Below are 257 nucleotides of genomic sequence, written 5' to 3' on the forward strand. Positions count from 1 at the left end.
GACCTCACCGATTCCGCGGGCCGCGAGGGCTGTGCGCAGGGCGTCGGTCAGGCAGCTTCCGGCCGTGAAGGCGCCGAGCGCGGAGCCGTGCCGGTCCGACTCGCGCGGGAGCGGGCCGATCAGCTGCACGACGCGCCGGGCGATGGCGGGGGCCGGGTCGATCCAGGTCACCGGCCAGGGCGCCACGGCCTGCAGGCGCGGAAGCAGCAGGGGATAGTGGGTGCAGGCGAGGCAGATCACGTCGGTGCGCCGGCCGT

1 pseudogene is annotated in these 257 nt (G+C 75.9%); it reads right to left on the bottom strand.

The annotated features are described in order from the left end of the window. Positions 1 to 257 (bottom strand): annotated as a pseudogene (locus tag RVY79_RS20410) (glutamate racemase); the annotation flags it as partial.

Source organism: Chromohalobacter sp. HP20-39 (assembly GCF_033052815.1).
Lineage (GTDB): Bacteria > Pseudomonadota > Gammaproteobacteria > Pseudomonadales > Halomonadaceae > Chromohalobacter.